Origin of the sequence: Paraburkholderia sprentiae WSM5005, assembly GCF_001865575.2 — a bacterium.
GTDB lineage: Bacteria > Pseudomonadota > Gammaproteobacteria > Burkholderiales > Burkholderiaceae > Paraburkholderia > Paraburkholderia sprentiae.
The window spans coordinates 465,031-490,460 of record NZ_CP017561.2 but is presented as its reverse complement, the minus strand read 5'-3'; the positions used below and the strand labels follow the sequence as shown (position 1 = coordinate 490,460).

Here is a 25,430-nt window from a genome sequence, read left to right as displayed (position 1 = left end):
GCGTATTCAAGCTCCTGTCGCGTGCGGCACCGGCATCGCCTGCACCGGCCAACCCTGCAGATGCTGCGCGACGATTTCGCCGAGCGCGGCAACCCACGGCTGCGACGCGTTCAGACAGGCGATCCGGTGAAACTCCTTGCCACCCGCCCGCAGAAATTCGTCGCGCACTTCCATGCCGATTTCCTCGATCGTTTCGAGGCAGTCGGCGGTGAAACCCGGGCAAAACACGTCAGCACGCCGCACGCCTGCCGCGCCGAGTTCCTTCAGCGTCGGCGCTGTGTAGGGCTGCAGCCATTCGGCCTTGCCGAAGCGCGACTGGAACGTGATGCGGCATTCGACCGGCGTCAGCTCGAGCGCCTGCGTCAGCAGCGCACCGGTCTGCTGGCATTGCTCGTGGTACGGATCGCCCAGATCGAGGGTGCGCTTGGGTACGCCGTGGAAACTGAGCACGAGTTTGTCGCCCGCCGGGAAGTCGGGGCGGCCGTGCTGATGCCAGTAGTGACGCACCTGCGCGGCGAGCGCCGCGATATATGCCGGGTGATCGGCGTACTGGCGCACCGTGCGGATTTCCGGCTGATTGCGCATGCGCTTGAGCGCGGAAAATGCTTCGTCGAAAGCGGTCGCGGTGGTCGATGCGGAATATTGCGGATACATCGGCACCAGCAACACGCGCTCGGCACCCGCGAGCTTTAGTTGATTGAGCATTGCCGGAATGCCGGGGGTGCCGTAGCGCATCGCGTAGTCGACCAGCACCGTGTAGTCGTTCAGTTGCAGCAGGTGGTGCAAACCCTCCAGCTGCTTCTCGGTATGGACACGTAGCGGCGAGCCCTCGGGCATCCAGACCGCCGCGTACTTTTTCGCGGAGCTGCGGCCGCGAAACGGCAGAATCAACAGACGCAGAATCAGCTGCCACAGCAGCGCCGGGATTTCGACCACGCGCGGATCGGACAGGAACTGCGCGAGGTAGCGGCGGACCGCACGCGGCGTCGGCGCGTCGGGCGTGCCGAGATTGATCAGCAAGACCGCGACGCGATGCGACGTGGCGTTCTGGGAAGGCCGCTCGAGGTCGAAGCGCATAGGCAACAGAAATCACCGCTTCACGCGGCGAGTCGATCAGTGGAGATTCATTATAGCGGCGCGGGTTCTGCCCGGCGCCGCCAGACATCCCTGGCCGTTCGGACGATTGGCAGACGCCGCGCGTTCGCGCATCATGGCCGGCACGGGTTGCGATGACGGCTCCGCGAAGCAGGGGACTATTGCTGGCTGAGCGTGATGGACAGCAGCCGCGCGGTGATGTCGACGATCGGAATCACGCGGTTGTAGGCCATGCGGGTCGGCCCGATCACGCCGAGCGTGCCGACGATCTTGCCGTTCACCTCGTACGGCGCGGTAACGACGCTCATTTCCTCGATCGGCACCAGATTCGATTCGCCGCCGATGAAAATCTGCACGCCCGCCGCATGACTCGACACGTCGAGCAACTGAAGGAGGCTGGTCTTCTGGTCGAACACATCGAACAGCTTGCGCAGGCGCGCCATGTCGGACGAAAGATCGGCAACTTCGAGCAGATTGCGCTCGCCAGAAATCAGCACGGTCTCACCGGTGTCGGATTCGTCGGTGCTTGCGGTGACGGCCGCGTGCATCAGCGAGGTCATGTCGCCGCGCAGCTCGTCGATTTCCTCGCGCAGGCGCCGGCGCACTTCGTCGAACGACAGGCCCGCGAAGTGCGCGTTGATGTAATTGGAGGCTTCAACCAGTTGCGAAGGCGAAAAGTCGCGCTGGGTGGCGAGGATGCGGTTTTGCACGTCGCCTTCGGGCGTCACGATGATCAGCAGAATGCGTTGGTCCGACAGGCGCATGAATTCGATCTGCTTGAACACATGGCTGCGACGCGGCGTGAGCACAACGCCGGCGAACTGCGACAGGTTGGACAGCACGCTCGCCGCCGCGGCGACGATCTTCTGCGGTTCGCCCACTTGCAGCGTGGTCTTGACGGTGCGCATCACCGCCTCTTCGTCGGCGGCGGATTCGACCGTCAGCATCGTGTCGACGAACAGACGATAGCCGCGCGGCGTCGGAATGCGTCCCGCCGAGGTATGCGGACTGATCACGAGCCCGAGATCCTCGAGGTCCGACATCACGTTGCGGATCGTGGCCGGGCTCAGTTCGAGGCCCGAATAACGTGACAGCGTGCGCGAACCGACCGGCTGACCTTCGGCGATGTAGCGCTCAATCAGCGTTTTGAGGAGGGTTTGTGCGCGAGGATCTAGCATGACGAAAAATTTTAGCTCAATGGCACCGCAGCCGCGAGCGCCCGCGGCGTCCGCCCCCAGCGAATGCGCCGCCGTCGGCCAGCTCGCATGTCATCAGGTCTTCACCATTCTAACGACAATCGCGACATGCGCTGACACCCTGCGTGCGCAGGACCACAGCCGGGTTGGTCGGCGGTTCTTTTCAGGCCCTACCTATGGTGTAATGCCGGCATGCAAGTGACCAGCCAGTTCAAGACCGTCGCGCTCGTCGGGCGCAGCAATACGCCAGGCATCGCCGAGCCGCTGACCGCGCTCGCCGCGTGCATCGCGAAGCTCGGCCTCGAAGTCGTGTTCGAAGCCGACACGGCCGCCGAGATCGGCGTGACCGACTATCCGGCGCTGCGTCCCGCCGAGATCGGCGCGCGTGCCGACGTCGCCGTGGTGCTCGGCGGCGACGGCACGATGCTCGGCATCGGCCGCCAGCTGGCGCCGTATCGCACGCCCTTGATCGGCATCAACCACGGACGGCTCGGCTTCATCACGGACATCCCGATCTCCGACATGCGCGAGATCGTGCCGCAAATGCTGTCCGGCAATTTCGAGCGCGAGGAGCGCGTGCTGCTCGAAGCGCGCATCGTGCGCGACGGCACGGCGATCTACCACGCGCTCGCGTTCAACGACGTGGTGGTCAACCGTAGCGGCTTCTCGGGTATGGCGGAGCTGCGCGTGTCGGTCGACGGCCGCTTCATGTACAACCAGCGCTCGGACGGCCTGATCGTCGCGACGCCGACCGGCTCGACCGCGTACGCGCTGTCGTCGCAGGGGCCGATCCTGCATCCGCAACTGCAAGGCATCGTGCTCGTGCCGATCGCGCCGCACGCGCTGTCGAACCGGCCGATCGTGTTGCCGGACGAATCGAAGGTCAGCATCCAGATCGTTTCCGGGCGCGAGGTGAACGTCAATTTCGACATGCAGTCGTTCACGTCGCTGGAGCTCGGCGACACGATCGAGGTGCGCCGTTCGCGCCACACGGTGCCGATGCTGCATCCGGTCGGCTATAGCTATTACGCGACGCTGCGCAAGAAGCTGCACTGGCACGAGTACCCGTCGCACGAAGAAGACCCGAGACCGTAAGCGGCGCTCTGAATTGCGCACACCGCCGCGGCCGACACCCGAATCCCAAGCTCACCCGAAGACTCCCATGCTTCGCCATCTCTCGATACGCGACTTCGTCATCGTCGCCGCGCTCGACCTCGAATTCGACAGCGGCTTTACCGTTTTCTCGGGCGAAACCGGCGCCGGCAAATCGATTCTGATCGACGCGCTCGCGCTCGCGCTAGGCGCGCGCGCCGAGGCGAGCGTCGTGCGCACCGGTGAAAGTCGCGCCGACATTACCGCGGAGTTCGAAACGCACGCGCAGGTCGATCAATGGCTCGACGCGCAGGCGCTCGGCGCGGCCGACGACGGCCTGCACGGCGGCACCGTGATGCTGCGGCGGGTGGTCGACGCGAACGGCCGCTCGCGCGCGTTCATCAACGGCACGGCGGCCACGCTCACGCAGCTACGCGAGCTCGGTGAAATGCTCGTCGACATTCACGGCCAGCACGCGCACCAGTTGCTGATGCGCCCGGACGCGCAGCGCGAACTGTTCGACACGCACGCGGGCCTGTCCGAGATGGCCGCCGCCGTCACGCGCGCGTGGCGCTCGTGGCGCGACAAGGCGCAGGCGGTCGAGCACGCGCAGACGCGCGATCGCGAGCTGCAACTCGAGCGCGAGCGGCTCGCGTGGCAGCTCACCGAGCTGGACAAGCTCGCGCCGCAGCCCGGCGAATGGGAAGAGGTCAACACCGAGCACCGGCGGCTGTCGCATTCCGCGAATCTGATCGACGGCGTGCAGGGCGCGCTCGGCGCGCTGTCCGAATCGGACGACGCGATGATCACGCAACTCGGCTCGATCGTGTCGAAGGTGCGCGACCTCGCGGACATCGACCCGGCGCTGAACGACGTGCTCGCCGCGCTGGAACCGGCCGAAATCCAGTTGCAGGAAGCCGCGTATTCGCTGAGCCACTACGCGCAGAAACTCGAGCTCGATCCGCAGCGGCTCGCGCAGGTCGAAAAACGCCTCGACGCGCTGCACTCGGCCGCGCGCAAATTCCGCCTGCAACCGGCGATGCTGCCGGAAGAACACGCGGCGCGGCGCCAGCAATTGGCCGCGCTCGACGCGGCCGCCGATCTCGACGGCCTACGCGCCGCCGAGGCACAAGCGAAGGAAGTGTTCGTCGCCGAGGCGAAAAAACTCTCGAAGGCACGCGTCAAGGCAGGCAAGGCGCTCGGCGAGGCGGTCACGACCGGCATGCAGGAACTGTCGATGAAAGGCGGCAGCTTCGAAGTCGCGCTGGTGCCGCTGCCTGAAGGGGGCGCGCACGGGCTAGAGCAGATCGAGTTCCGCGTCGCCGGTCATGCCGGCGTGCCGCTGCGGCCGCTCGCGAAGGTCGCGTCGGGCGGCGAACTCGCGCGTATCAGTCTCGCGCTCGCGGTGATCGCGAGCGCGGCCAGCCCGACACCGACGCTGATCTTCGACGAAGTGGATACCGGCATCGGCGGCGGCGTGGCAGAGGTGGTCGGGCGGCTATTGCATCAGCTCGGCGAGGCGCGCCAGGTACTGTGTGTGACCCATCTGCCGCAGGTCGCCGCGCGCGGCGATCATCATTTCCAGGTCGCGAAGACCGGCAACGGCAAGGGCGGCACGCTCAGCAGCGTGACCTCGCTCGACAAGGCGAGCCGCATCGAGGAGGTCGCGCGGATGCTCGGCGGTCTCGAAATCACGGCGACCACGCGCAAACACGCGAAGGAAATGCTGGCCGCATGAATTTGCGCGGTGCGTAGGCCGTCGCATACGGCGTGTGTCGGGTTGGCCGGGACGTCATAACGATCCCGGCCGCGCCCGATGCGCTGCATGAAGCGTGTCAGCGCCATCAGCCGAACACTCTGTTCCACAACGCCAGCACCGCCTCGCGTTCGGTCTTCACCAGCGCCGGATCGACCCGCGCCTTCTCCATCCCATCGAGCCGCAGCGTGTGCTGCAGCTTGCGATAGCGCCGATACGCGGCGCCGACCGTCTCCGCTTCCGCCTCGCTCATCAGCCCGAAACGCGACACCTCGCGCAACAGCGCGATATTGCCGGTATTACGGATCAGCTCGGGATCGCGCGCCGCGTGCAGCAGCACCCAGTACTGCACCGTGAACTCGATATCGACCATGCCGCCGCGGTCGTGCTTCAGATCGAACAGCGCCGGCGTATGGTTCGGGTGTCCCGCCTCGACACGCGCGCGCATCTCGACGATCTCCTTCGCGAGCGGTGGCGCTTCGCGCGGGGTCGTCAGCACCTGTTCGCGGATCGCCTCGAACTTCGCGCCGATCTCCGGATCGCCCGCGCAGTAACGCGCACGAGTGAGCGCCTGATGCTCCCACACCCACGCGGTGTTGGCCGCGTCGCCCTCGCGCAGCTGGTAGCGGCGAAACGCGTCGAGGTCGGTGACGAGCAGGCCCGACTCGCCGTTGGGCCGCAGCCGCAGATCGACGTCGAACAGCGTGCCGGCGCCGGTCGCGGTGGTCAGCCACGTGATCAGGCGCCGCGTGTAGGTGGCGTAGACGTCGGCAGCGGCATCGTCGGGATCGTCGTACAGAAAGATCAGGTCGAGGTCCGACGCGTAGCCGAGCTCCTTGCCGCCGAGCTTGCCGTAAGCGATCACCGCGAAGCGCGGCACGTCGCGGTGACGTTTGGCCAATTGCTTCCACACGGCTTCGATCGTCACGTCGAGCACCGCGTCGGCGAGTTCGGACAGCCGGTCGCTGACGTGCTCGACGGACAGCTTGCCGGCCAGATCGATCAGCAATATGCGGAACACCTCGGCCTGATGCGCATGACGCAGCAAATCCATCTGCTGCTCGACGCCGTCCGCCGCCGCGAGCCTCGAACGCAAGGCACGCTTGAACTCGGCCCAATCGAACGGGCTGTTGATCGCCTCGTCGTCGAGCAGCTCGTCGAGCAGTTGCGGATGGCGGATCAGATAGCCCGCCGCCCAGCGCGAACCGCCTAGCACCGACAGCACCCGGTGCAGCGCCTGCGGATACTCGGTCAGCAGTGCGAGATACGCGCCGCGCCGGCTCACCGCTTCGAGCAGATCGAAACATCGCGCGACCGTATCGGCGCGCCGCCCGGCCGGCTCCAGCGTGCGCGCCGCTTCGAGCGCGCGCTGCGCGACGATGTCGAAACGCTGCCGGCTACGTTCGTTCAGGCCCATGTAGCGCGACGAGCGCCACACCGCCTGCAGCCGCGCGAGCAGCTCGCCGGGCTCAGCCACACCCAGTTCGACGAGGCGCGCGCGCAACGCGTCGTCGGCGCTGTCGTCGGCGAGCGCGCTGCTCCATACCCACGCGGCGGCGCCGTCCTCGGGCGCGCCGCAGCCGTCGCGGCCGCTCATCTTGGCCGCGAAAATCTGGTCGAACTGCTGTTCGACGAACTCGCGATGCGCGTCGAGCTTCGTCATCAATTGCGGGTAGTCGTCGCAGCCCATCGCGCGCGCGAGCGCCATGCGGTCTTCGACATCGACGGGCATCGCATGGGTCTGCGCGTCGTTGCGATATTGCAAACGATGCTCGAGCTCACGCAGAAAGCGATAAGCCTGCGACAGCTTCACGCACACCGACGGGTCCATCAGCCCATGCGTGGCCGCGTGGCGCAGCACGGCGAGCGTCGGCCGCACGCGAAAGCCGGCGTCCTGGCCGCCGCGGATCAGCTGGAACACCTGCGCGCTGAATTCGATTTCACGGATGCCGCCACGGCCGAGCTTGATGTCGTCGGCCTTGTCGGGACGCATCGACGCGCGTCGCTGCGCCTCCTGGCGAATCTGCAGATGCAGCGCGCGGATCGCGCTGATCACGCCGAAATCCAGATAGCGCCGATAGACGAACGGCGTGACGATCGCGTCCAGCTGCTTCTGCAGCCGCTGCGCCGAGGCGCTCGCGCCCTCGGACACGAGCCGGCCCTTGATCCACGCGTAGCGCTCCCACTCGCGGCCCTGCACGTAGAAATACTCTTCGAGCATGCCGAGGCTGCACACGAGCGGCCCCGAATCGCCGTTCGGCCGCAGACGCATATCGACGCGAAATACATAGCCGTCGGCGGTGATTTCGGCGAGCGCGCCGATCAGCCGCTTGCCGAGACGTGTGAAGAACTCCTGGGTCGCGAGCGGCGAACGCTGGCCGCCGACGGTCTCGCCGTCGTCCTCGTAAACAAAGATCAGGTCGATATCCGACGACACGTTCAGCTCGCGCCCGCCGAGCTTGCCCATGCCGACCACGCCGAGCGTGAGCCGCTCGCCCTGCTGGCCGCGCGGCTCGCCATACAACGCTTCGAGCTCAGCGCTCAGCACCGCCAGCGCCCGCTGAATCGTCGTTTCCGCGAGATCGGTCATCGCGCCGGTGACTTCGGCGATATCGGCCTCTCCGGCCAGGTCGCGCTCCATCACCGCGCAGAATACTTCGGTGCGCAGCTGGCGCAGCGCGCGCTTCAGCGCGTCTTCATCGACCGGCTCACCGGCTCGGCCCGCCGCCTCGGCGCACAGCACATCGAGACGCGCGTCGATGCGCTCGCGCGTCAGCGGTTCGTCGGCCAGCGCGCTGACCTGCGCGACGAGTTGCGGGCGGGCCGCGGCGGCGCGCGCGGCATAGTGCGAATAGCTGGAACTCAGGAGGGTGGCGTCAGTCATCGAAAATCTGGCTCGCTCGCGTTGCTTGATCGAATTTGTCCGGCGGTATCTGACGGTATCCGGGTGTCGTTCCCGCGTCGTCGTCTTGTCGTTCCGTTGCGCCATCGGCACACGGCGACCAGCGGGCCGAACGCCGTGGCGGACGGCCTTGCCAAACCCCGTTGCGGGCCGTCGGACAGGGTTTGCAGGAGGTCCGCCGACGCTTTCCCGTGTGTTACATTTCGTCGTTGAATCGCAAAACTACCATACGCCCACCCGCCGCAGCATGTCCGAGCGAAACGAATCCGCCGACCCGCAAGCCCCATCGCAGGCCCGGCATGTGAGCGGAAGCGACCACATCGTGCTGCGTCGGACGTTGCGCGTGCTTGCCACGCTCGCGCTCATCCTATATTTCATCGCGACCGGCCTGTTTCTGGGTTTGCGCTACGTGGTGCTGCCGCGCGCCGACCTGTTCCGCCCGCGCATCGAAGCCGCAGTCTCCGACAAGCTGCGCACCCCATTCACGATCGGCCGGCTCGCGCCGCATTGGAGCGGCTTCCAGCCAGGGCTCGATGTTACGAATCTTGTCATCCGCGACCACGAAGGCCGACCCGCGCTGACCATTCCGCACGCCACTGCGACGGTATCCTGGCGTTCGCTGTGGGAATTTCATCCTGCGCTGTCGAGCCTGATCGTCGATCAGCCGGACGTGCTGGTTTCGCGTGGTGATGACGGCGTGCTGTCGGTCGCGGGCGTGCCGGTGCCGACGCGCCACAGCGGCAACGACGCGCTGTCCACCTGGCTGTTGCGCCAGCAGGCGATCGTCGTGCGCGGCGGCGTGCTGCGCTGGCGTGACGCGACGCGCAGCGAACCCGAGCTGGCGCTGCGCGACATCCGCATCGCGATCCTCAACGACGGCCGCGACCACCGCATGGCGCTGCAGGCGCCGCCCGACGGCCTGGTGCTGAAAGGCCCGCTCGACTTCCGCACGCATTTCCGCCACGCGCCGCTCTCCGCGATCGGCAAGCCGATCAACTGGAGCGGCCAGGTCTACATGTCGACGGGCCCGGTCGATCTGCCGGCCCTCGCGCGCTACGTCAAATTCCCGATCGAGACATTCGCCGGCCGCATCGGCAATGCAATCTGGATCGACTTCAGCGAAGGCCGCATGACCGAGGCGACCGGCCAGTTGAGCGGCAACGACGTCGCGATGCGCATGCGCCCGACCCAGCCAAAGCTGCTCGTGCCGGTCGCCCACTTTCTGTGGCGCGTCGAGGCAAACCAAGACGACTACAGGCTGCAGCTGTCGGACCTGCGCGCCGAACTCGGCCAGCCGCCACTCGAAGACGGCACGCCGCTCACGCGCATCCTGCGCTTCCGGACCCTCGACAGCCGCTACCGGACCGCGTCGCAACAGCACGGTCAGCTATTGAGCGTCAGCGGTGATCGCGTCGATCTCGGCATCCTCGCGGAATTCAGCCGTGCGCTGCCGCTGCCGAGGCGCTTTCTGAACGAACTGGTGCGCATCAATCCGCGCGGGCTCGTCGCGAACTACGTGATCGAAGTCGAGCGCGGCAAGCCGGAATCCGGCGAGGTCGGCGGCGACCGCCGGCCGACGGGTGCCGAACCGATCGAGCGTTATCGCTTCAAGGGCGACCTGCAGGGCATCAGCTTCGCCGCGCAGGAGCCGGGACCGGGCCTCACGCCGCGCGGCCATCCGCGAGCCGGCATTCCCGGCATCGAAAACCTGTGGGGCACGGTCGACGCCGACGAAAAAGGCGGCCACGCGAACCTCGATACGTCCAACGTGGCGATCACGCTGCCGGGCGTGTTCGACGATCCGCGCCTCACGCTCGCGCATATGCACGGCCGCGCCGAGTGGACGCTGGGCGCGAAGGCGTCGGGCGAGACTCGTCCCCCGTTCACGGTCAAGCTCAACGATTTCGGTGTATCGAATCCCGACGTCGAGGCGACCGCGACAGCAAGTTACAGCAATCCCGGCCATGGCCGCGGCTCGCTCGACCTGAAAGCCGACTTCCAGCGCGCGCAGGTGCCGCACATCGCCCGCTATCTGCCGACGGCGGTCAGCGAAAAGCTGCGCATTTACCTAGGCCACGGCTTGCAGGCCGGCGTGTCGCGTGGCGGCACGATCGAAGTGCACGGCGACCTGACCAAGTTCCCTTACGCGCGCGATCCCGAGGCCGGCATTTTCCACATCGTCGCGCCGTTCACCGGCGGCAAGTTCGATCCCACGCCCTTTCCGCCGCGCAATATGCGCAACGGCACGCCAAACGTTTGGCCGCCGCTCGACGGCATCGACGGCGTGTTCGAGCTGAAACAGAACGTACTGCGCTTCGACATCGACCGCGGACGTTACAAGCGCGTCGCACTGACTGATGTCAATGGCCGCATCGACGACCTCGGCACCAAAGCGTCGAACCTGATCATTCAGGGCAACGGCCGCGGGCCGCTTGCCGACATGCTCGACTACGTGAACGCCAGCTCGCTCGGCATCATGGCGCGGCATCAGACCGAAAGGATTCGCGCCGAAGGGCCCGCGGCGCTCGCGCTGAAGCTGACGATCCCGCGCACGCCGAAGCCGCACGTCGGTGTGGAAGGCGCGCTCGGCTTCCAGAACAATCGCCTGAGCATGAGCAACGTGCCGCCGCTGTCGCAACTGAACGGTCGGGTGCGCTTCACCGAGCACACGGCGGAGCTCGACCGGCTCTCCGGGCGATTCCTCGGCGGCGACGTGCATGCGAACGGCGGCCTGCGTCAGAACGGCACGTACGCGCTCGCGCTCAACGGCCACCTCGCCGTCGATGCCGCGCGCGAGCTGCACCTGCATGGCGCAGCCGCGCAGATGCTCACGCATGTGAGCGGCAACGCGCCTTATGCGCTGAACGTCACCGGCGCGAAGGGCCGCCTGCCGGAAGTCAGAGCCAACTCCGATCTGAGCGGCATCGCGCTCGATTTTCCCGCGCCGTTCAACAAGCCGGTCGGGACGCCGATGCCGCTGCGCTTCTCGGTCAATCCGTCGACGGCGCCGGGCGAAGCGGGCCTCGAACGCGCCGATCTGACGTTCGGGCCGGTCGCCGCCGCGTATCTGCTGCGCTATCAGCCGAAGCTCCAGCCGAATACGCCACCGGCCGTCGTGCGCGGCGCGATCGGCGTGAACCGGCCGGCCGATCTGCCGTCCGAGGGCGTGGTCGCCGCGGTCGACATCAAGGAGTTCAATGCCGATGCCTGGCGCGCACTTGCCGCGCAACTGCGCGCGGGCGCGGCCGGAGCGAACAGCGTGAACGGCGCTGCGAACGGCGGCAATACCGCCAGCGGCGCCAACAACGCGGGCAGCGCGGCCACCCCCGCCGCCGCGCCCAATCCGATGCTCACGCAGTTCCTGCCGAATCGCTTCGCGCTGCACGTCGACACGCTGACGCTGCTCAAGCGGCACTGGGAGAACGTGATCGTCGGCGCGTCACACACCGACCGCACGTGGCAGGCGAACATCGCGTCGAATCAGGTGTCCGGCCACGTATCGTGGCTGCCGGGCGCGACCCGTGAATCGCCGGGCGAGCTGCAGGCGCGCTTTGCGCGCGTCGTGATTCCGTCGGTCGCGGACAGGGATCTGCTCGGCCCGGCGATGTCGGCGCCCGCGCTGAACATGCCGTCGATCGATCTGATCGTGAACGAACTGATCGTGCATGATCGCAACGTGGGCCGGCTCGAGGTCGACGCTCACAACTTCGAAGAAAACGGCGTGCCAGTCTGGCAGCTCGACAAGCTCGACGTGACGAACCCCACCGCAACGCTCACCGCGACCGCGAACTGGCGCACGTCGACCGAGCTGCCCACCTCGGCCGACGAAGCAACGCCGCGTCGCACCGTGTTCGATTTCAAGCTCGACATCAAGGATGCCGGCGCGATGCTCGATCGCTTCGGTCTGCCGAAGACGCTCAGGAGCGGCAGCGGCTCGATCGCCGGCAAGGCCGTGTGGCAAGGCGGCCCGACTACGATCGATTATTCGACGCTGAACGGCAATCTCGCGCTCGATCTGCGCCACGGCCAGATCCTGAAGGTGGATCCGGGCGTCGCGACGCTACTCGGCGTGCTGAGCCTGCAAAGCCTCGCGCGCATCGCCACGCTCAATTTCCGCGACGTGATCGGCGAGGGCCTGCCGTTCTCGAGCGTGACCGGGACCGCGCAGATTCATGACGGCATCGCCCGCATGGAAGACTTCAGGATGGTCACCGCGCCGGCGCGCGCCGAGATGGTGGGCTCGGTCGACATCGCACAGAAGACCCAGGATCTGCACCTGCACGTGGTGCCGACCGTCAGCGCCGGCTCCGCGGTGATCGCGGCGGCGATCGTCAATCCGTTCATTGGCCTCGGCGCGCTGCTTGCCGATCTCGCGCTCACGCACGGCGTGTCGCACGTGTTCGCGCGCGACTACACGATCACCGGTTCGTGGTCGAAACCGCACGTCCAGCGGGTGACGACCGAACGGGGTAAGATTGACGCTCCGGCTTCGACCGTGGAAGCGCACTGAGCCTTGGTTGTTCCGCTGCCGCTATGTCGAACCACGCGGCCGCTCGCGTCGCTTGATCCAATTCATGCGCCAACGCAGCCGAGCCAGCCCACAATCATGCATGCGGCGCCGCGCTTCGCGCCGCCGCCCCGCCGGGAGCCTTTCGACACGCTCATGAGCGAAACACACGTCCCTTCTTCTGCATCCGTCCATGCATCCGGCGGGCCGGCGGCCAGCGCGTTTCGGGTCGCCGCGCTGCAGATGGTCAGCACGCCGGATCCCGATCGCAATCTCGCCGACGCACAGCGCCTGATTGCCGAAGCTGCCGCCGACGGCGCGCAACTCGTGCTGCTGCCCGAGTATTTCTGCTTCATGGGCTTCAAGGACACCGACAAGCTCGCCGTGCGCGAGCCGCATCGGGATGGCCCGATCCAGCGCTTTCTCGCCGACGCCGCGCGCCGCCACCAGCTCTGGGTGATCGGCGGCACCTTGCCGCTGAACGCGCCTGAGGCGTCGCGCGTGCTGAACACGACGCTCGTGTTCGACCCGCTGGGCAACGAAGCCGCGCGCTACGACAAGATCCATCTGTTCAACTTCGAAAAGGGCGAAGAATCGTTCGACGAAGCGCGCACGATCCGGCCCGGCACCGCGGTGCAAACTTTCGAGGCGCCATTCGGCCGGGTCGGCCTGTCGGTCTGCTACGATCTGCGCTTTCCCGAGCTGTACCGGCGCATGGGCGACTGCGCGCTGATCGTGGTGCCGTCCGCGTTTACCTACACCACCGGCCGCGCGCATTGGGAGCTGCTGCTGCGCACCCGCGCAATCGAAAATCAGTGCTACGTGCTAGCCGCGGCGCAAGGCGGCAAACATGAGAACGGCCGCCGCACCTGGGGCCACAGCATGCTGATCGACCCGTGGGGCGAGATCGTCGCGGTGCGCGACGAGGGCGCCGGCGTGGTCGCGGGCAACCTCGAACGCGCGCGCATCGACGAAGTGCGGCAGAGCCTGCCGGCATGGCGTCATCGCGTGCTGACCTGACACCCACATTGAAACTGCGGTGCCTGCCACGCATATAGCGACGCAGGCGCTTCCCGACCCCTTCGTATCGAGCAGAACATACTTCGCATGAACATCATCGAACCCGGTATCCGCAATCTCGCCGCCGCCAAGGACATCCTCCTCACGCCCTATGGTCTCGACGAGTCGCTGCTCACGCGCACGCTCGCCGAAATCTTCACGCACCGCGTCGACTACGCGGACCTGTACTTTCAGACCACCCGCAGCGAAGCATGGAGTCTCGAGGAAGGCATCGTGAAGTCGGGCAGCTTCAGCATCGATCAGGGCGTCGGCGTGCGCGCCGTATCGGGCGAGCGCACCGCGTTCGCTTACTCGGACGACCTGTCACCCGAAGCGATCCGCCAGGCGGCCGTCGCCACGCGCGCGATCGCCAAGGCAGGCGGCGGCAAGCAGAAGATCAAGGTGGCGTCGTCGCTGACCGGCATCGCCGGGCGCGATCTGTACCTGCCGTCCGACCCGCTGCATTCGCTCGACGCCACCGCGAAGGTCAAGCTGCTCGAGCGCATCGAGCAGATGGCGCGCGGCCGCGACCCGCGCATCCAGCAGGTGATGGCCGGCCTTGCCGGCGAGTACGACGTGGTGCTCGTCGCGCGTAGCGACGGCGGCTTCGCGGCCGACATCCGGCCGCTCGTGCGAGTGTCGGTGACGGTGATCGCCGAGCAGAACGGCCGTCGCGAAATCGGCAGCGGCGGCGGCGGCGGGCGTTTCGACTACGGCTATTTCACCGATGAGGTACTGTCGCGCTACGTCGACGACGCGGTGCACGCCGCGCTCGTCAATCTCGACGCGCGGCCGGCGCCGGCTGGCGCAATGACCGTCGTGCTCGGGCCGGGCTGGCCAGGTGTGTTGCTGCACGAGGCGATCGGTCACGGGCTCGAGGGCGACTTCAACCGCAAGGGATCGTCGGCATTCGCGGGACGCATCGGCGAGCAGGTCGCCGCGAAGGGCGTCACCGTGGTCGACGACGGCACCCTGCCGAACCGCCGCGGCTCGCTCAATATCGACGACGAAGGCAATCCGACCCAGTGCACGACGCTGATCGAGGACGGCATCCTGAAGGGCTATATTCAGGACACGCTGAACGCGCGTCTGATGAAAATGCCGGTCACCGGTAACGCACGGCGCGAATCGTATGCGGCGCTGCCGATGCCGCGCATGACCAACACGTACATGCTCAACGGCGACAAGGACCCGCAGGAAATCCTCGCGTCCGTGAAGAACGGCCTGTATGCGGTGAACTTCGGCGGCGGCCAGGTCGACATCACGAACGGAAAGTTTGTGTTCTCGGCCTCGGAGGCGTACATGATCGAGAACGGCAAGATCACGTATCCGGTCAAAGGCGCAACGCTGATCGGCAGCGGCCCGGAATCGCTGAAATACGTCACGATGATCGGCAATGACATGAAGCTCGATTCGGGCGTCGGCGTGTGCGGCAAGGAAGGCCAGAGCGTGCCGGTGGGCGTCGGTCAACCGACGCTGCGCATCGAGCGGATGACGGTCGGCGGCACGGCCTGATTTCGCGATTGATGCACGTTTCATGCATGCGAAGTGCGAAATGTGCGGATTTTCCGCATTTTTCGCGGTCCCGGCTTGTCGACCGAGCCTGTGCCGGGTTATAAAGTCACTCACTCTTTTTGACCAGCGACGCATTTCATTTCGCCATGTCCGCCAAGTTCTATTTTTACTTTTTTTGGTATCTCAGACCGCTGGCGGATCGAGAGGGGTGTTAGTGCACGCAGGACACCAGGAATTCACGAAAAACCGCCAGCCAGCCTGGCGGTTTTTTTTTCGTCTCACGCTTTTCACCCGAACACGCTACGAACCGATTCAGGAGAACAACATGCCCCCGCACAACACCGACGATGTCCGCATTCGCGAATTGAAAGAACTCACGCCGCCCGCTCACCTGATCCGCGAATTTGCCTGCGACGAAACGGTGTCCAACGTGATCTACGACTCGCGCACCGCGATGCATCGCATTCTGCACGGCATGGACGACCGTCTGATCGTCGTGATCGGCCCGTGCTCGATTCACGATCCGAAGGCCGCGATCGAATATGCGGGGCGGCTGATCGAGCAGCGCAAGCGGTTTGCCGGCGAACTCGAAGTCGTGATGCGCGTCTACTTCGAAAAACCGCGCACGACGGTAGGCTGGAAGGGTCTCATCAACGACCCGCACATGGACAACAGCTTCAAGATCAACGAAGGCCTGCGCACCGCGCGCGAGCTGCTGCTGCGCATCAACGAACTCGGCCTGCCGGCCGGCACCGAGTACCTCGACATGATCAGTCCGCAGTACATCGCGGATCTGATCTCGTGGGGCGCCATCGGCGCGCGCACGACCGAATCGCAGGTGCACCGCGAACTGGCTTCGGGACTGTCGTGCCCGGTCGGCTTCAAAAACGGCACGGACGGCAACGTGAAGATCGCCGTCGACGCGATCAAGGCCGCCTCGCAGCCGCACCATTTCCTGTCGGTCACGAAGGGTGGTCACTCGGCGATCGTATCGACCGCGGGTAATGAGGATTGCCACGTGATTCTGCGTGGCGGTAAAACGCCGAACTACGACGCCGATAGCGTCAACGCGGCCTGCGCCGACATCGGCAAGGCGGGTCTCGCCGCGCGTCTGATGATCGACGCGAGCCACGCGAACAGTTCGAAGAAGCACGAGAATCAGATTCCAGTGTGCGCGGACATCGGCCGTCAGATCGCCGTGGGTGACGAGCGGATCGTTGGCGTGATGGTGGAGTCGCACCTCGTCGCGGGTCGCCAGGATCTGCAGGAAGGCTGCGAGCTCACGTACGGCCAGAGCATTACCGATGCGTGCATCGGCTGGGATGAAAGCGTCGCGGTGCTCGAAGGCCTTGCCGAAGCGGTCAGGCAGCGCCGCGTCGCGCGCGGCAGCGGCAACTGAAGACTCGCCCTGTCGCCACTTCGGCGACTTGTCCGCAGTTCGTAGAAAACCCGGTTCGATTTCGAACCGGGTTTTTTTCTTGGCCATTCGGACGAATAGTCCTGAGCCTGCCGCCTCGCTATCGTCATAGCTCGTTGCCTGGTCGTTCGCACGACTTGACCGGGTTGGAGGCTGTGTATATAATTTTGTACATGAGGTGGCGATGGAGCAGCAAAAGGAAATCCGCTGGTTAGGCTCCAGCTACCGTGATTTGCTCGCTTTTCCCGACGAAGCACGTCGTCTCGCAGGGTTTCAGCTTCACAAGATTCAGTCAGGACTCGACCCCGACGACTGGAAACCGATTGACTCGATCGGCGCGGGAACGCGCGAAATTCGCATCAAAGATGAAGACGGCATTTTTCGCGTGATGTACGTGACCAAATACGCCGAAGCGCTGTACGTGCTGCATTGCTTTCAGAAGAAGACGCAGAAGCTTGGCCGGCACGACAGAAAAATTGCCGAAACGCGCTACCGCGCCATCACCCATTACAGGACCACCCAGCCATGACGATCGACACCAACATTCGTCACGTAACGCGAGCCGGCGCGAACGTGTTTCTCGAACTCGGTTTTTCCGCCGAGGAAGCGAAGCGTCTTCACGCGGCGTCGCAAAAGCAGATCAACGACACGCGGCTGCTCAAGGAACAGCTGATGACCGAGCTGTCCACGTGGATCGAACAGCATCATCTGAAGCAGGCCGAGGCGGCGGAAATTCTGATGGTGTCGCGCCCGCGCGTGTCCGACGTCGTCAACAAGAAAACCACCAAGTTCACGATCGACACGCTCGTGGAGATGCTCAGCCGTATCGGCAAGCCGGTCACGCTCGCCGTCGGTTGAGCGTGGGCTCGCGCAAAGCAGCGTGCGTCTTTATGTGCGCATGCGCGTCGCCATTCAAGGCACGCCGCGATCGTGCTGCCACAGCACGTCGGTGCCGCCGTCCGCGCGATTGAGCACGCGCGCCAGCACGAACAGCAAATCGGACAGCCGGTTCACGTACTGACGCGGTGCCGCGTTCAGCGCCTCGTGCTCGCCGAGCGCGACGATTGCGCGCTCCGCTCGGCGGCAAACGGTACGGCACACGTGCGCAAGCGCGGCCGCGCGCGAACCGCCCGGCAAAATGAATTCCTTCAGCGGCGGCAGCGCGGCGTTGTAATCGGCGAGCCAGCCGTCGAGCTGCGCGAGATGCCGGTCGGTAATCATCGTGTGGCCTGGAATGCACAACTCGCCGCCAAGATCGAACAGGTCGTGCTGGATCGCGACCAGCGCCGCGCGCACGTTCTCGGGCAGGTTCTCGCACAACAGCACGCCGAGATTCGAATTGAGTTCGTCGACGTCGCCGATCGCGGCGATACGCGCGCTGTCCTTGCGCACGCGGCGGCCGTCGCCGAGACCGGTGGTGCCGTCGTCGCCGGTGCGCGTGGCGATCTTGCTGAGGCGATTGCCCATGATGTCTCCATGCATTCAGTGGCGATGCGGCCACCTCGTTTATCCATATTGCACGCATCGCGAAATCGCCGCCATTATAAGAGCGCAAGCCGGTCCAGCGCCGGCTTGCGGGCGAACGGCGTAAAATGAAACAGTTGCTGCAAACAAGCTGCAGCCAAAGAAACATTCACGAGACCGGAGCACGCGCAGTAGCGCTAACTCCGATCGAGCTAAAGCATGGGACCGGAGCAAGCGCTGTCGCGCTGACTCCGGTCGACACCGGAGACATGCGTGAACCATCCCGTACCGCCGGCCCCGCTACGCCGGCCGTTTCCCGCCGAATTGCTGAACCAGCTCAAAGCCGCTTTCGGCGATCGGGTCTCCGTTGCCGACGCGGTGCGCGCGCACCACGGCCGCGACGAATCGCCATTCGATCCGCAACTGCCCGACGCCGTCGTGTTCGCGCGCACGACCGAAGACGTGCAAACCGCCGTCAAGCTGTGCGGCCAATACGATGTGCCGATCATTCCGTACGGCAATGGCTCGTCGCTCGAAGGCCATCTGCTTGCGGTGCACGGCGGCGTGTCGATCGATCTGTCGGACATGAACCGGGTGTTGTCGATCAACGCTGAAGACCTGACCGTCACCGTCGAGCCCGGCATTTCACGCAAGCAACTGAACGAAGCGCTGCGCGACACCGGCCTGTTCTTTCCGATCGATCCGGGCGCGGACGCGAGCATCGGCGGCATGTCGGCCACGCGCGCATCGGGGACCAACGCCGTGCGCTACGGCACGATGCGCGAGAACGTGCTCGGCCTGACGGTCGTGCTCGCCGATGGCCGAGTGATCAAGACCGGCTCGCGCGCGCGCAAGTCGTCGGCGGGGTATGACCTCACGCGCCTGTTCGTCGGCTCCGAAGGCACGCTCGGCGTGATTACCGAAATCACCGTGCGCCTGTATCCGCAGCCGGAGGCGGTGTCGGCCGCGGTCTGCACGTTCCCGTCGATGGGCGATGCGGTGCGCGCGGTGATCGAGACGATCCAGATCGGCGTGCCGATCGCGCGCGTCGAGTTCGTCGATTCGCTGGCGATTCGCTCGATCAATCGCCATTCGAAGCTGACGCTGCGCGAAGCGCCCACCTTGTTCTTCGAATTTCACGGCACCGAGGCGGGCGTCAAGGAACAGGCCCAGCTCGTGCAGGAAATCGCCGCGCAGAACGCCGGTGAAGGCTTCGAATGGGCGACGCGTCCCGAAGACCGCAGCCGTCTGTGGAACGCGCGTCACAACGCCTATTTCGCGATGCTGCAACTGAAGCCCGGCTCGCGCGCGGTGACCACCGACGTCTGCGTACCGATCTCGCGTCTCGCGGAGTGCGTGGTCGAAACGGAGCGGGATCTGTTGGCGTCACCGCTGCCCTGCCCGATCGTCGGCCATGTCGGCGACGGCAACTTCCACGTCGCGATCCTGATCGACCCGAACAAGCCCGAAGAGCTCGAGGAAGCCGAGCGTCTGAACCATCGCATCGTACAGCGCGCGCTGCGTATGGACGGCACCTGCACCGGCGAGCATGGCATCGGCCTGCACAAAATGGGCTTTCTACTCGAGGAGCATGGCGACGTCGCGATCGACACGATGCGCTCGATCAAGCACGCGCTCGACCCGCGCAATCTGATGAACCCGGGCAAGATCTTCGCCTGGGCGGCGGCCTGACCGGCGTCGCGAACGCTGGCCGCGGCAAGCCACAGGAGACGACTCACATGAACGCACCCGCTGAACTGTCGGCCGAAGTCCTCGCGCAGCGTCAGCGCGAAGTCGTGCAGGCGCTGATGGCCGTGTTGCCGACCCACTGTCTGCTGTATCGCGAGGAAGACACCGTCGCGTACGACTGCGACGGCCTCGCCGCGTACCGGCGTCTGCCGCTCGCGGTCGTGTTGCCGGAAACCGAATCGCAGGTGCAGCGCATCGTGCAGATCTGCCATCGCCTCGAGGTGCCCATCGTGCCGCGCGGCGCGGGCACCGGGCTGTCCGGCGGCGCGATGCCGATCCGGCACGGCGTGGTGGTGTCGCTCGCACGCTTTCGCAAGATCGTCGAAGTCGACTCGTACGCACGCATCGCGACCGTACAGCCCGGCGTGCGCAATCTGGCGATCTCGGAGGCCGCGGCACCGTACGGCCTCTACTATGCACCCGACCCATCGTCGCAAATCGCCTGCACGATCGGCGGCAACGTGTCCGAGAATTCGGGCGGCGTGCATTGCCTGAAGTACGGCCTTACCGTGCACAACGTGCTGCGCGTGCGAGCGGTGACGATGGAAGGCGAGATCGTCGAATTCGGCTCGCTCGCGCCTGACGCGCCGGGGCTCGATCTGCTCGCGGTGCTGATCGGCAGCGAAGGGATGTTCGCGATCGTCACCGAGGTCACCGTCAAGCTGATCCCGAAGCCGCAAACGGCGCAGGTCATCATGGCCAGCTTCGATGACGTCGTCAAAGGCGGCGATGCCGTTGCGGGCATCATCGCGGCGGGCATCATTCCGGCCGGCCTCGAGATGATGGACAAGCCCGCCACGCGCGCGGTCGAGGAATTCGTCAACGCAGGCTACGACCTCGACGCGGCGGCGATCCTGCTGTGCGAATCGGACGGCACACCCGACGAAGTCGCGGCCGAGATCGTTCGCATGACCGCGGTGCTGCGCGAGCACGGCGCGACCCGTATCCAGATTTCGCGCACGGAAGCGGAGCGCCTGCGCTTCTGGTCCGGGCGCAAGAACGCGTTCCCGGCCGCCGGCCGCATCTCGCCGGACTATTACTGCATGGACGGCACCGTGCCGCGCCGCAGTATCGGGCCGCTGCTCGCGCGCATCGAAGAGATGGAAAAGACGTACCGGTTGCGCTGCATCAACGTGTTCCACGCAGGCGACGGCAACATGCATCCGCTGATCCTGTTCAACGGCAACGACCGCGACGAGTGGCACCGCGCCGAGTTGTTCGGTAGCGACATCCTCGAAGCTTGCGTCGAGCTGGGCGGCACGGTGACGGGTGAGCACGGCGTCGGCATCGAGAAAATCAATTCGATGTGCGTGCAGTTCTCGCCCGAGGAGCGCGACACGTTCCACGCGGTCAAGCGGGCCTTCGACGCGCCCGGCCTGCTGAATCCCGACAAGGGCATCCCGACACGGGCGCGCTGTGCGGAGTACGGCAAGATGCACGTGCGCGGCGGGCTGCTGCCTCATCCCGAGCTGCCGCGCTTCTAGCGGCTGGCGTTCGCATTGCGCGCCCACCGTTCGCCGAACCCGCGCCGATCCCCGCGTCGGCGCGGGCTGCGCGGCGCTCTGCGCCGTCCCCTCCAGCCCGATGCCCGGCGCCTCGGCATGCGGGTGCGCTCCGGCTTGCCAGCGAGCCATCGCCCGGTACAATCAAACGAAACACAACGAGCAGGACACCATGGAAGAGGACGACATCGTCGCGGTATGGTCCGAACGCGTGGGTTCGGCCAGCGCGGAGGCGCGGGCGTTGCGCATCCGTGGCGGCGGCACCAAGGACTGGTATGGCCAGACGCTGGAAGGTGAGATCCTCGACACGCGCGCTTATCGCGGCATCATCGCGTACGATCCGGCCGAACTCGTGATCACCGCGCGCGCGGGGACACCGTTGCTCGAAATCGAAGCCGCGCTCGCCGAGCATGACCAGATGCTGCCGTTCGAGCCGCCGCACTTCGGTCCGCAGGCCACCTTCGGCGGCTGTATCGCCGCTGGTATTTCAGGGCCGCGCCGGCCGGCCGTCGGCGCCGCGCGCGACTTCGTGCTCGGCGCCGTCGTGATGAACGGCCAAGGCCAGGTGCTGCACTTCGGCGGCCAGGTCGTGAAAAATGTCGCGGGCTACGACGTGTCGCGGCTGCTCGCGGGGTCGCTCGGCACGCTCGGGCTGATCCTCGAGCTGTCGGTCAAAGTGCTGCCGCGACCGCAGGCCGAAGCCACGCTGAAGTTCGACATGAACGGCACCGACGCGGTACGCAAGCTCAACGAATGGGGCGGCCGGCCGTTGCCGATCACTGCCAGCGCTTGGCGCAACGGCACGCTCGCGGTGCGGCTCGGCGGTGCGGAAGCCGCGGTCAAGGCCGCGCGCACCGGGCTTGGCGGCGAAGTCGTCGACGCAGTCGAAGCCGAACGCTTCTGGGCCGGCCTGCGCGAACAGACCGATTCGTTTTTTGCGGGCATTCCGCCCAAGGCCGCGCTGTGGCGTCTCGCGTTGCCGTCGATCACCGAGCCGCTGCAACTGCCCGGCGCGCAACTGATGGAATGGGGCGGCGGCCAGCGCTGGTGGATCACCGACACCGACGCGCAAACCGTGCGCATCAGCGCGAAGCAGGCCGGCGGCCACGCGACGATCTTCCGCAGCGGGCACGGCTACGACCGCAGCGCCGGCGTGTTTACACCGCTGCCCGCGCCGCTGATGAAAATCCATCGCGGCCTTAAACACGCATTCGACCCGGCCCGGATATTCAACCGCGGCCGCCTCTATCCCGACTTCTGAGCGACGCGATGCAAACCAACCTCGCGGACTTCATTCGCAATACGCCCGATGGCGACGAAGCCGACGCCATCCTGCGCAATTGCGTACATTGCGGTTTCTGCACGGCGACCTGCCCGACCTATCAACTGCTCGGCGACGAGCTCGACGGTCCGCGCGGGCGCATCTATCTGATCAAGCAGATGGTCGAAGGCGCGCCGGTCACGCGCAGCACGCAGGTTCACCTCGACCGCTGCCTCACCTGTCGCAATTGTGAGTCGACCTGCCCGTCCGGCGTGCAATACGGGCGGCTCGTCGAAATCGGCCGCAAGCTCACCGAAGCGAAAGTCACGCGTCCGCTCAATCAGCGGCTGATGCGGCGCCTGCTCGCGAGCGTGCTGCCGAACAGCGCGATCTTCACGCCCGCGATGCGCCTGGGCCAGCAGGTGCGCGGCCTGCTGCCGAAGAAGCTGCGCGACAAGGTGCCCGCGCGTCAACGCCCGCTCCAATGGCCGAGCGCGAAACACGAACGCAAGGTGCTGATGCTCGCGGGCTGCGTGCAGCCGTCGATGATGCCGAACGTCAACATCGCGACTGCGCGCGTATTCGATGCGCTCGGCATCGAAACGCTGGTCGCACCCGAAGCCGGCTGCTGCGGCGCGATCCGCCTGCACCTCGGCTACCACGACGAAGCGCTCGACGACCTGCGTGCGAACATCGACGCATGGTGGCCCTACGTCGAGCAGGGTGTCGAAGCGATCGTGATGAACGCGTCGGGCTGCGGCGCCACGGTCAAGGAATACGCGCACCTGCTGCGCCACGACCCTGACTATGCGGAGAAAGCGCGCCGCATCGTCGAACTGACGCGCGACGTCGCTGAGATCCTGCCTGAGTTCGAAGCGCAGCTCGTCGCGATCACGCGCCGCCGCGCCGTGCACACGGTCGCATTTCATCCGCCCTGCACGCTGCAGCATGGCCAGCAGATCCGCGGCAAGGTGGAGCAACTGCTCGGCGCGCTCGGCCTCGAAGTACGCCTGCCCGCGGACAGCCATCTGTGCTGCGGCTCGGCCGGCACTTACTCGCTGTTGCAGCCGCGCCTGTCGTACGCGCTGCGCGACCAGAAGCTCGAGCGTTTGCAGGCGCAGGAGCCGCAGGTGATCGTGTCGGCGAACGTCGGTTGCATCGCGCATCTGCAAAGCGGCACGTCGACGCCGGTCGCGCACTGGATCGAATTGGTCGAGCACATGCTGTCCGTATAATCGGTGCATCGTCTTCGCTGAACACCGGTTCGTTCCATGTCCGATCTGCGTCACCATCTCGCCGAGCGCCTGGCTCGCCATCTCGCCGACGTTCACCAGCGCATCGCCGAGGCCGCGCAAGCGGCCGGCCGCGACGCGCAGTCCGTGAAGCTGCTTGCGGTCTCCAAGACGTTTCCCGCCGATGCCGTGCGCGCCGCTCATGCGGCCGGTCAGCGCGCATTCGGCGAGAACTACGTGCAGGAAGCGCTGGACAAGATCCAGACGCTCGCCGATCTGCGTGCGTCGCTCGAATGGCATTTCATCGGGCCGCTGCAATCGAACAAGACGCGGGCCGTCGCCGAGCATTTCGACTGGGTACATTCGGTCGATCGGTTGAAGATCGCGCAGCGACTGTCGGAACAGCGCCCCGACAGCCTGCCGCCGCTCAACGTGTGCCTGCAGGTCAACGTCAGCGGTGAGGCGTCAAAGAGCGGCGTCGCGCGCGACGAAGCCGCCGCTATCGCGCAACAGATCGCCGCGCTGCCAAAGCTGAAGCTGCGCGGACTGATGTCGATTCCCGAACCGGCCGCCGAGCTCGACGCGCAACGCGCGCCGCATCGCCAATTGCGCGAGCTGTTCGAGCGCTTGTGTAACGACGGGCTGGCGCTCGATACGCTGTCGATGGGCATGTCGGCCGATCTCGAAGCAGCCGTGCTCGAAGGCGCGACGATTGTGCGCGCCGGCACGGCGATCTTCGGCGCGCGCGATTACTCGCGCTGAGCTTTTCCAACAGCGTCGCGCGCGCCTCGATGCGCAAAGCCCTGAGCGCATTTCCGCATCTCACCTGAACCTATCCGGACCATCATGAAAATTGCGTTTATCGGCGGCGGCAACATGGCCGCGGCGTTGATCGGCGGCCTCATCAAGCGCGGTGTGGCGCCCGCGGACCTGTACGCGATCGATCCGAACGAAGACGCGCGCAAGCGCAACGAGCAGCAATTTGGCGTCCGCACCGGCGCGGCCACCGACGGTGCGCTCGCCGATTACGACGCGGTCGTGCTCGCGGTGAAGCCGCAGATCCTGAAGAACGTCGCCGCGACGGCGGCGCCGCATCTGCGCGCGTCGCAACTCATCGTCAGCATCGTCGCAGGCATTCGCATCGGCGACATGTCGCGCTGGCTCGACGGCCATAGCCGCATCGTGCGCGTGATGCCGAATACGCCGGCGCTGATCGGCATGGGCGTGACCGGCCTCGTCGCAAGCAGCAGCGTCGACGAAGCGGGCCGCGCGCTCGCGTCGCAGGTACTCGGCGCGGTCGGCGAAACCGTCTGGTTCGACGACGAAGCGAAGATCGACGCGGTGACCGCGATCTCGGGCAGCGGGCCGGCCTACGTGTTCTATTTCATCGAAGCGCTGCAGGAAGCCGCGCGCCAGCTCGGCATGGACGAAGCGCAGGGCCGCGCGCTCGCGGTCGCGACCTTCACGGGCGCCGCGCAACTCGCGGCCAATTCGAACGAGCCGCCGAGTGTGCTGCGCGAGCGCGTGACATCGAAGGGCGGCACGACGGCGGCGGCGCTCGCGTCGTTCGACGCGAGCGGCATCAAGGATGCCATCGTGCGCGGCGCATTGGCCGCCGACGCGCGGGCGCGCGAGATGGGCGACGAACTCGGCAAGCAGTAACGCGAGCCGGCGTCGGAAAGA

The 25,430-nt window shown here is 66.1% G+C and carries 18 protein-coding genes; 14 read left to right on the top strand and 4 right to left on the bottom strand.

Annotation, left to right across the window (positions count from 1 at the left end):
- Positions 1 to 6: 6 nt before the first annotated feature.
- Complete coding sequence (hemH, locus tag BJG93_RS02280; protein WP_027196754.1) at positions 7 to 1,077, bottom strand: ferrochelatase; 1,071 nt, start codon at positions 1,075 to 1,077, stop codon at positions 7 to 9.
- A gap of 176 nt (positions 1,078 to 1,253) precedes the next feature.
- Complete coding sequence (gene hrcA, locus BJG93_RS02275; protein ID WP_027196753.1) at positions 1,254 to 2,273, bottom strand: heat-inducible transcriptional repressor HrcA; 1,020 nt, start codon at positions 2,271 to 2,273, stop codon at positions 1,254 to 1,256.
- A gap of 210 nt (positions 2,274 to 2,483) precedes the next feature.
- Here hrcA and BJG93_RS02270 point away from each other — a divergent pair, with 210 nt between their 5' ends.
- Both BJG93_RS02270 and recN read left to right on the top strand, forming a co-directional pair.
- The gene (locus BJG93_RS02270; protein ID WP_027196752.1) at positions 2,484 to 3,386 is read left to right on the top strand and encodes an NAD kinase; all 903 of its coding nucleotides are present in this window, start codon (positions 2,484 to 2,486) and stop codon (positions 3,384 to 3,386) included.
- 67 nt (positions 3,387 to 3,453) lie between these two features.
- A complete protein-coding gene (recN, locus tag BJG93_RS02265) occupies positions 3,454 to 5,121 on the top strand; it encodes a DNA repair protein RecN (protein WP_027196751.1) in 1,668 nt (555 codons plus the stop codon).
- Between the two features lie 106 nt (positions 5,122 to 5,227).
- On the opposite strand, the gene glnE is transcribed toward recN, so the two are convergent.
- The gene (gene glnE, locus BJG93_RS02260) at positions 5,228 to 8,023 is read right to left on the bottom strand and encodes a bifunctional [glutamate--ammonia ligase]-adenylyl-L-tyrosine phosphorylase/[glutamate--ammonia-ligase] adenylyltransferase (RefSeq protein ID WP_027196750.1); all 2,796 of its coding nucleotides are present in this window, start codon (positions 8,021 to 8,023) and stop codon (positions 5,228 to 5,230) included.
- A 265-nt stretch (positions 8,024 to 8,288) separates the two neighbouring features.
- Between glnE and BJG93_RS02255 the strand changes: the two genes are divergently transcribed.
- The 6 genes from BJG93_RS02255 (at position 8,289) to BJG93_RS02230 (ending at position 17,397) form a co-directional block, all read left to right on the top strand.
- Positions 8,289 to 12,551: a YhdP family phospholipid transporter gene (locus tag BJG93_RS02255; RefSeq protein WP_027196749.1), complete on the top strand. Its 4,263-nt coding sequence runs from the start codon at positions 8,289 to 8,291 to the stop codon at positions 12,549 to 12,551.
- A 153-nt stretch (positions 12,552 to 12,704) separates the two neighbouring features.
- On the top strand, positions 12,705 to 13,568 hold the full coding sequence (locus tag BJG93_RS02250; RefSeq protein ID WP_027196748.1) for a carbon-nitrogen hydrolase family protein: 864 nt from the start codon (positions 12,705 to 12,707) through the stop codon (positions 13,566 to 13,568).
- Between the two features lie 87 nt (positions 13,569 to 13,655).
- Positions 13,656 to 15,122, top strand: coding sequence for a metalloprotease TldD (tldD, locus tag BJG93_RS02245; protein ID WP_027196747.1), 1,467 nt, complete (start codon positions 13,656 to 13,658; stop codon positions 15,120 to 15,122).
- Between the two features lie 325 nt (positions 15,123 to 15,447).
- On the top strand, positions 15,448 to 16,521 hold the full coding sequence (gene aroG / locus BJG93_RS02240) for a 3-deoxy-7-phosphoheptulonate synthase AroG (RefSeq protein WP_027196746.1): 1,074 nt from the start codon (positions 15,448 to 15,450) through the stop codon (positions 16,519 to 16,521).
- 202 nt (positions 16,522 to 16,723) lie between these two features.
- Positions 16,724 to 17,068 carry a type II toxin-antitoxin system RelE/ParE family toxin gene (locus BJG93_RS02235; RefSeq protein WP_027196745.1) on the top strand — a complete coding sequence of 115 codons (345 nt, stop codon included), beginning with the start codon at positions 16,724 to 16,726 and terminating at the stop codon, positions 17,066 to 17,068.
- Positions 17,065 to 17,397, top strand: coding sequence for a helix-turn-helix domain-containing protein (locus BJG93_RS02230; protein ID WP_008923434.1), 333 nt, complete (start codon positions 17,065 to 17,067; stop codon positions 17,395 to 17,397). Before BJG93_RS02235 ends, BJG93_RS02230 begins: the two co-directional genes overlap by 4 nt.
- 54 nt (positions 17,398 to 17,451) lie before the next feature.
- Here the strand turns inward: BJG93_RS02230 and BJG93_RS02225 are convergent, their stop codons facing one another.
- Complete coding sequence (locus tag BJG93_RS02225) at positions 17,452 to 18,006, bottom strand: cob(I)yrinic acid a,c-diamide adenosyltransferase (RefSeq protein ID WP_027196744.1); 555 nt, start codon at positions 18,004 to 18,006, stop codon at positions 17,452 to 17,454.
- 270 nt (positions 18,007 to 18,276) lie between these two features.
- Here BJG93_RS02225 and BJG93_RS02220 point away from each other — a divergent pair, with 270 nt between their 5' ends.
- The 6 genes from BJG93_RS02220 (at position 18,277) to proC (ending at position 25,409) form a co-directional block, all read left to right on the top strand.
- Positions 18,277 to 19,695 (top strand): FAD-linked oxidase C-terminal domain-containing protein, encoded by a 1,419-nt coding sequence (locus BJG93_RS02220; RefSeq protein ID WP_027196743.1) that lies wholly within the window; start codon positions 18,277 to 18,279, stop codon positions 19,693 to 19,695.
- A 47-nt stretch (positions 19,696 to 19,742) separates the two neighbouring features.
- Entirely contained in the window at positions 19,743 to 21,236 is a 1,494-nt protein-coding gene (locus BJG93_RS02215; RefSeq protein ID WP_027196742.1) for an FAD-linked oxidase C-terminal domain-containing protein, read from the top strand.
- Positions 21,237 to 21,426: 190 nt separating this feature from the next.
- Positions 21,427 to 22,515 carry a glycolate oxidase subunit GlcE gene (gene glcE / locus BJG93_RS02210; protein WP_027196741.1) on the top strand — a complete coding sequence of 363 codons (1,089 nt, stop codon included), beginning with the start codon at positions 21,427 to 21,429 and terminating at the stop codon, positions 22,513 to 22,515.
- An 8-nt stretch (positions 22,516 to 22,523) separates the two neighbouring features.
- Complete coding sequence (gene glcF / locus BJG93_RS02205; RefSeq protein ID WP_027196740.1) at positions 22,524 to 23,750, top strand: glycolate oxidase subunit GlcF; 1,227 nt, start codon at positions 22,524 to 22,526, stop codon at positions 23,748 to 23,750.
- A gap of 36 nt (positions 23,751 to 23,786) precedes the next feature.
- Complete coding sequence (locus BJG93_RS02200; RefSeq protein WP_027196739.1) at positions 23,787 to 24,509, top strand: YggS family pyridoxal phosphate-dependent enzyme; 723 nt, start codon at positions 23,787 to 23,789, stop codon at positions 24,507 to 24,509.
- 84 nt (positions 24,510 to 24,593) lie between these two features.
- Positions 24,594 to 25,409 carry a pyrroline-5-carboxylate reductase gene (gene proC / locus BJG93_RS02195; protein WP_027196738.1) on the top strand — a complete coding sequence of 272 codons (816 nt, stop codon included), beginning with the start codon at positions 24,594 to 24,596 and terminating at the stop codon, positions 25,407 to 25,409.
- The last annotated feature ends 21 nt before the right edge of the window (positions 25,410 to 25,430 follow it).